The following is a 7,433-nucleotide window of genomic DNA, read 5'->3' as shown; positions in this document are numbered from 1 at the left end:
GCTCATGGCTGCCCGCCACAAGCTGCCAAGGTGAAGGCGCCTCCTCTACCATGTAACCGTGCTGCTGCAACGCGTTCACCAACGCACCGTGGGCAGCGCCGCCAAGCGCCTCGCCCAAGCCTTTATCCCGCTGCTGGTGGGCGTTAAACAGGCCCAGCACAAAGCGGTCTTCCGGGTCGTCGATGGGCTGCTGCTCGGCGTCTACAAAGTACCACTCGCCGGTGACGCTTAAGCTCACCATCAGCGCCTGCGGACGCTTTGCACACTGCGCGGCCAGCGCGTCTATCCACTGTTGGGAGACCAGATCCAACAGCGCCGAGGCGCTCACGACATCCACGTCTTTTAACGCCGGATGGTCGAGATTGGACAACGAGGCGCAGTGGGTTTCCACTTTCAGCGGCTGCCCCGCGGCATCGTGCAGTGGTCGCGCCCGTGCTCGCGCCTCTTGCAACAAGGCGGCATCGTGATCAAACAGCGCCCAGCGTTGAGCGCTAGAGAGCCGTGGCGCTAAAAACTGCATATTGCTGCCCCGCCCGCAGCCTAGATCGGCCAATGCGGCAGGCGCAGAACGGGCCGCTAGCCAATCGTTTAGGCGGCTAACCAGCCCTTCACTACGGGCGTGGCTATCCACCGCTTCACGTAGTGAAAGCCAGCTGGCGGCAAACTGGCTGCCCGCCGAGAGTTCGGTCGAGCTTTCGTCGTTCAATGCTTTGGCAAACTCGCCGCCCGCCGCTTGCCAGTCGTTTAGCTCACCACGGGCCACCGCCACACCGGCACGCAGCTCCGTGCGCAGCGCCTCGTTGGTGCAGAAATTGGCAATCGCGGCACTTAACGCCTCAACATCGCCCGGGGCAACGCTAATACCCGCACCTTCCGGCAGGGTATCGCGCAGCGCGCCACCGGTGGTGGTAATCACCGGCAGGCCGTGGGCCAAGGCTTCGGTGACCACCATGCCGTACCCTTCATACCAAGAGGGCAACACCAGCGCATGAGCGTTCTGGTAAGCAGCTTCAAGGGTAGGGGAATCGCATTCGCCATGCAGGGTGACGCGCTCGGCGAGCTGATGCTCATCAATCAGTTGCTGCACCTTGGCGCTGAACTCCGCATCACGGGCACCGCCATAGCAGTCACACTGCCACTGGCTACTCTCCACCTGCGCTAACGCCTTGACCAGCACATCCTGGCCTTTGCGCGGGGTTAGCGTTGCCACGCACAGCAGGCGGATAGGCTCGCCCTCGTTAGGCGCCGGGCTCATCGGTGCCTGGGCAACACCGGGCTCGACGACGGTAATGGGCGCAGTAACCGGCAGCGAGTAGTCGTTCGCCAGTTCGCTTAAACGGCGGGCGGTGAAGCGGCTGGTGACGATAACCCGAGCCACTGAGGCTAACCCGGTTAGCTCGCAGCGGTGCAAATGCTGCTGCTCTTCACTGGAAAGCCCCTGCTCGTCCCCCAGCGGGTGGTGCAGCAGCGACGTGACATCCAGCCGGTCCGCATGGCGGGCCACAACTTCCGGTAACGCGCCCATGGCAAGGCCATCGATAATCACCCGCTCGCCATCGACCAGCGCATCCAGCGCCTTATTCAGCGCTTGGCTGGCGGTGTCATCGGCATCGGGAAAGCGGCCATCTAACCCTCTCACGTCTACCTCAAGCCCCTGCTCACACAGCGCGGTGACGATCTGGGCATCGTAGATATAGCCGCCGGTGCGCTGGTTCGGGTCACCGGCGACCAATAAGGTATAGCGCTGGCTCATAACGCCCCTTCATAGCTTGCCCAGGCCACATGGGATTCATGCAGCTTGATTTCCATTTGGGTAAGGCCTTTCGCAGTCTCGCCCATTCTGCCCGCCTTGATGGCCGCGGCTAGCTGGTCGAAGATCACCTTCGCCATAAATTCGGTGGTGGTGTTCTGGCCGGTAAACTCGCTTACCTCATCCAGGTTGCGGTAGTTGTAATCCGCCAGCACCTCTTTGACAGTTTCGCTGGCCAGACCGATATCAATTACCAGCCCGTCTTGGTCCAACTCTGGGCGCTGAAATACCACATCCACCACGTAAGTCGCGCCGTGGGTGCGCTGTGCAGGACCGAAAATCTCGCCTTTAAAGCTATGGGCAATCATAAAGTGGTCGCGAACGCATAAACGGTACATGGCAACTCCTATCGAAATGTAAGTACTTACTACGTTAGGGATAACAAATTCGGTGACAAAGTGCAGTGCTGTGTTTACCAAACAGCGCTGGCGCCAGCGCGGGGAAATCAGCAAAGTCGCTTTCGCTACTAATGAGTGCCTCTAACGCTGGGTCGGCGAGTAGGCGCAGCGCTACTTCCAGGCGGCGGCGGTAGTTCCAGCGGGGCTGCAGCTTGGCAGGCAGCTGACCCACCTGGCTGGCACGCAGGGTTAAGCGCTGGGAGTGAAATGCCCCGCCTAACGGCAGAGAGACTTCACCCTGGCCAAACCAGCTCATTTCAATTATGCGGCCCTCGTTGCCCACTAAACTCATGGCATGGCGTAGGCCATCCGGGTGGCCACTGGCGTGAATCACGCAGTCTTGATCCGTAGGTGCCTGCTCAGGCAGGGCAAAAGGCACACCTAAGGCGCGGGCAAGCGCTTCGCGCTCGGGGTTAACATCAATCAGCTGCACCTCTACCCCAGGGATTCGCGCGCATAAATAAGCGACCAGCGCGCCAACAACACCAGCGCCCATCACACACACCCGCTCGCCCAGCATGGGGTTGGCATCCCATACGCCGTTCAGGGCGGTTTCCATATTGGCCGCCAATACCGCACGATGGGCAGGCACGCTCTCTGGGATCGGCACCACCATAGCGGCAGGTACGATGTAGTGATCTTGGTGGGGGTAAAGGCAAAAAACAGTTTTATCGACAAGCTCGCAAAGGCCGTGGGTTACACGTCCCACACTGCAGTAGCCGTACTTCACCGGGGTAGGAAAATCGCCCGCCTGAAAAGGCGCACGCATACGCTGCGTTTCGCTTTCCGGCACGCGGGCATTAAACACCAGCGACTCGGTACCACGACTAACGCCGCTATAAAGGGCGCGAACACGAACATCACTTTCACCCAAGGCAGGCAGCGTTTCGTGCCGCAATTCGCCATGGCCTGGGCGCGTTACCCAAAAAGCCATAGCCATATCAGGCGCCGACATGACATTTCCTTATCGTTGAAGCGCTGTTTCCATCCGTAGATCTTAGCGTTGCTAAGATTTGGCGACTTTTCAATGGCACACCTATAGCTTAGCGTAGAAAAGGCATTGGTCTATTAACACTTGCCAGCCTTCAACATGAATTAAAAAGAGACGCTCGTTGCATAGACAACCTTACACACCTATACAAGAATGGTACATAGTTAAATAATTGCATCATTAATTTCAACTGCGGGTGGTTACCCCGCTTCGTGAGCCACCATGCCCCATGCGTCTAATTCCTCTAGCTATTCGTTCCCTAAACGCCTCTACAGTGGCGTTGAGCTTCTGCTAGGCGCACTGCTACTGATTGGGCTTGGTACGCTGCTCACCCCGCTCATGGCCAGCGCGTCGAACTGGTGGGTGGCGGGTGCTTTCTATGCGCTGATTAGCCTGCTGGTACTGGCGTTTTGGCCCCACGGGCCGCTGGGCTGGGCCAACCGAGTCACCCTGGGCCGCTCCGTGCTAATTTCGCTAGTGGCAGGAGCGCTGGTTGGCGAAGCGTTTATTCAGGCGATCTGGCTATGGCTGGGCGTGGCAGTCATTGCCCTGTTGCTGGATGGGGTGGATGGTTGGATAGCTCGGCGAACACGCAGCCACTCCCCGTTTGGCGCCCGGTTTGATATGGAGCTGGACGCCCTGCTGATCACACTGCTCTGTATCGGGCTGATTGTGGAAGAATCACTCGGGCTCTGGGTACTGCTGATTGGCGGTATGCGCTACCTGTTTGTTGCCGCTAGCCTGCCCTTCCCCTGGCTGAATGAACCGCTGAACGAGAGCTTTCGTCGTAAAGCCGTCTGCGTGTGGCAGGTGGTCGCGCTACTATTAGCATTAACACCACTAACCTCGTCTTTTCTCGCCGGTTTGCTGGCGTTGAGCGCCCTGATGAGCCTTGTCTACTCATTCGGTGTGGACGTGTGGTGGCTACACCGGAAAGTCGATCATTGCAAAACTCCGCACTAACCCAGCCCATGTTGCAAGGGACCTGATGCTGCTTGGCCGACCAGCCAAGATAAGCTTGGATAAGGCGATGTTTCCTGACTATAGTAAATTTCACACGCCTCACTGCGCTCCGGGAGATTCCTATGGATCACTCGACAGTAGCTTCCCTCCCTTCTGCTCGGCAAACCGCACAGGCGATTGCTAACGCTTGCGAGCCTCTTCCCACGCTGGAAGAAGAAGCCTTCGGCGCTCAATTTGACCGTTTCGGCGAGGCCAAGATGGTATTGCTGGGCGAGGCGTCCCACGGAACCTCCGAATTCTATCGAGCGCGGGCGGCAATTACCCAACGGCTTATCAAACATCACGGATTTAATATTGTAGCCGTTGAAGCGGACTGGCCCGACGCTGCGCATATTGACCGCCACGTTAGGCACCGCCCGGTAGTAGGCGAAAAGCGGCAGGCGTTCACTCGATTCCCCGCCTGGATGTGGCACAACACTGAAGTTGAAATCTTTACCGAGTGGCTGCGCCAACATAATGCCAGCCTGCCCTTTGAACAGCGCACCAGCTTTCGCGGCCTGGATATTTACTCACTGCGTGCCTCCATGGTTGCCGTGCTGGATTATCTAGGCCGAATCGACCCCGATGCCGCCAATCTTGCCCGCCAACGTTATGGCTGCTTAACGCCCTGGCATAGTGAACCCGCTCTGTACGGACACGCCGTCTTACGTGGCGAGCGAGACGCTTGCGAAGAGGCAGTGGTGGCGCAACTTCAAACGCTACTGGACCACCGGCTTGAGTACATGGCCAAAGAGAACGGCGAGGCCTATTTCAATGCGACCCAGAACGCCCGTGTGGTGAGAGCGGCGGAACAGTACTACCGGCTGATGTATCGTGGCTCCACCCAATCCTGGAACCTGCGTGACCGGCATATGTTCAATACGCTGCAACAGCTTATCCAGGCCAAAGGCCCTGATGCCAAGGTAGTAGTTTGGGCGCACAACTCCCATATTGGTAATGCCTCTGCTACGGAGATGGGTTGGCAGGGGCAATTCAATATCGGCGAGCTATGTCGCACCGCTTATGGGGATCAAGCAGTGCTCATCGGTTTTGGGACGCATACCGGGTACGTCGCCGCCGCCGATAACTGGGATTCACCCATGCAGATCAAACAGGTGGTGCCATCACGTACCGACTCCTTTGAACGCATCTTCCATGAAACGCGGCTGCCACGCGCCTTAATTGATCTACGGCATTCTCACCACACAGATGCTCGCGACCGCTTAACCCCAACGCGCTTAGAACGCGCTATTGGTGTTATCTATCGTCCTGAAAGCGAGTACTACAGCCACTACTTCAAGGCCTCGCTAGCAGAGCAGTTTGATGCCTACGTGTGGTTTGACGAGACCACCCCCATCACGCCGCTGCCCAGTGAAAGGCCCCATGGCGTACCGGATACCTATCCGTTTGGCGTTTAGGAGCAACTCATGGTCGCCTATAGAGCACTGTTTAAAGATCGACGCGATGCGGGTCGTCGGCTTGCCCAAGCACTCACCAGTACGCACTACGATGTCGTACTGGCACTTCCCCGCGGTGGAGTGCCTGTGGCCTACGAGGTAGCCACCCGGCTAAAGCTCCCGCTTGATGTGGTTATTGTGCGCAAAATTGGCGCCCCTGGGCAGCCTGAGTTTGGGCTTGGCGCTGTTGTTGATGGCGACCCGCCGCAGGTAGTGCTAACACCGCAAATGGTAGATATATTTCAACCTTCCGAACGCTACCTTGAAGCAGAAATTCAGCGGCAGCTGGATGAGATCACCCGTCGCCGCCACGCGTATATCGGCCAGCGCCCACCGGTTAACGTTAGCGGCCGCCGAGTGTTACTGATAGATGACGGTATTGCCACTGGTGGAACGGCCAAGGCAGCCGCCAGAGCATTACGCCAAGCGGGCGCCACCAGTATTACCCTAGCGGTGCCCGTCGCCCCGGAATCTGCATTAACCGAGCTGGCCGCCGAAGTAGATGACTACCTCTGCCTGATGACCCCCGACTATTTTAATGCCGTTGGCGCGTATTATCAGGACTTCACCCAAACCAACGATGACGAAGTGATCGCGTTATTACAAAAAGCACAGCCTCCCAAAAACAAATAAATAGGCGCTTTGCCCTATATTTATAACTTTTAATCTACCGTAAAAAAGCACTCTTTTAACTGTTAAACACCTGCTAATTTCCGCCTCTTATATTTAATAACCCTATATCTCACCCACTTACCTTAAAAAAACAAAAAAAGATGAAAAGGCCAACAAAATCAGCTAACAGACACATTGTTAGCCAAGGCTATATTAGTTCGCTATTACAAACTTTATTTTTCACTCCTTGCCTTGTTCAATGATTAAAAGCTGATAAGATTCACCGCTATTGAATCCCCCACTTTTGCGCTCAGGTATGCGGTGTAACGCATGCTGACGCAGTCGCTGTGCGCAAATGTATTACCAAAGAGTACATGTGTCATGACACCTGTTGCCCTACTATTTTTAGCGGTTTCCATGTCGGCGGATGCCTTTGCAGCTTCCATCAGTAAAGGCGCGGAACTCACCAAACCCCGCTTCCGCCATGCGGTCGGTATTGGCTTGGTATTCGGCATTATTGAAGCGATGACGCCTGTACTCGGCTGGGTAGCAGGCAAGGCTTCTCAGCAGTACGTAGAAGCCTGGGATCATTGGGTTGCATTTGTTCTACTGACCATCATTGGCCTGCATATGATGTATGAAGGGCTGAAAAAAGAAGAAAAAGTAGAGCACCGCAAACAAACGCTGTGGCTGCTGGTACTGACGGCCACCGCCACCAGCCTGGACGCCATGGCCGTGGGCGCCAGCTTGGCATTTATTGATGTGAACATCATCACCACCAGCCTTGCTATTGGCCTTGCCACCACCGTGATGGCATCGCTGGGTACACTGCTTGGTCATAAGTTTGGTAAATACGTAGGCCACTGGGCGGAACTGATAGGCGGCGTGGTGCTGATTGGGATTGGTGTCATGGTGGTCGTGGAGCATACGGGCGTATTGTAATAACGCAGCCATAAGTATGAGCAGCTGTGTTTAAGATAGAGTTTAACAGCGCTACCATTTCGGTGGTTCTAAAGAAAAACAGATATAAAAAACGGGTGGCCTATTCGCCACCCGTTTTTTATTACCTGAATCCGTGAAGCCGGCGCCGACACTTTCCCTATCACCGCCAGCGAGCACTTTTTGATCATTCGCCCCGTGCAAGTTGGCTTTCGCAAGCCCGT

The 7,433-nt window shown here is 56.4% G+C and carries 7 protein-coding genes; 4 read left to right on the top strand and 3 right to left on the bottom strand.

Translation table 11 applies throughout. The features are described from left to right. The 3 genes from BIS10_RS16060 to BIS10_RS16050 form a co-directional block, all read right to left on the bottom strand. A partial coding sequence (locus BIS10_RS16060; RefSeq protein ID WP_253506641.1) for a glycosyltransferase occupies window positions 1-1,753 on the bottom strand: 1,753 nt, incomplete at its 3' end. Next, a complete protein-coding gene (locus BIS10_RS16055) occupies window positions 1,750-2,148 on the bottom strand; it encodes a 6-carboxytetrahydropterin synthase (protein ID WP_253506639.1) in 399 nt (132 codons plus the stop codon). The genes BIS10_RS16060 and BIS10_RS16055, both read right to left, overlap by 4 nt. Before the next feature lie 34 nt (window positions 2,149-2,182). Next, entirely contained in the window at window positions 2,183-3,163 is a 981-nt protein-coding gene (locus BIS10_RS16050) for a zinc-binding alcohol dehydrogenase (protein ID WP_253506636.1), read from the bottom strand. A 258-nt stretch (window positions 3,164-3,421) separates the two neighbouring features. On the opposite strand from BIS10_RS16050, the gene BIS10_RS16045 reads away from it, so the two are divergent. The 4 genes from BIS10_RS16045 to BIS10_RS16030 all read left to right on the top strand — a co-directional run bounded on the left by BIS10_RS16045 (window position 3,422) and on the right by BIS10_RS16030 (window position 7,212). Continuing rightward, window positions 3,422-4,162: a CDP-alcohol phosphatidyltransferase family protein gene (locus BIS10_RS16045; protein ID WP_253506633.1), complete on the top strand. Its 741-nt coding sequence runs from the start codon at window positions 3,422-3,424 to the stop codon at window positions 4,160-4,162. 122 nt (window positions 4,163-4,284) lie between these two features. Further along, window positions 4,285-5,619 (top strand): erythromycin esterase family protein, encoded by a 1,335-nt coding sequence (locus BIS10_RS16040; RefSeq protein WP_083023098.1) that lies wholly within the window; start codon window positions 4,285-4,287, stop codon window positions 5,617-5,619. 9 nt (window positions 5,620-5,628) lie between these two features. Beyond that, window positions 5,629-6,291: a phosphoribosyltransferase gene (locus BIS10_RS16035; protein ID WP_253506629.1), complete on the top strand. Its 663-nt coding sequence runs from the start codon at window positions 5,629-5,631 to the stop codon at window positions 6,289-6,291. A gap of 360 nt (window positions 6,292-6,651) precedes the next feature. Further along, a complete protein-coding gene (locus tag BIS10_RS16030) occupies window positions 6,652-7,212 on the top strand; it encodes a manganese efflux pump MntP family protein (protein ID WP_083023102.1) in 561 nt (186 codons plus the stop codon). Window positions 7,213-7,433 lie beyond the last annotated feature (221 nt).

The sequence above is a fragment of the Halomonas sp. 707B3 genome (assembly GCF_024158645.1).
Lineage (GTDB): Bacteria > Pseudomonadota > Gammaproteobacteria > Pseudomonadales > Halomonadaceae > Vreelandella > Vreelandella lionensis.
Note: the sequence above shows the minus strand (reverse complement) of the source record. Positions and strands in the feature narration are given on the sequence as shown.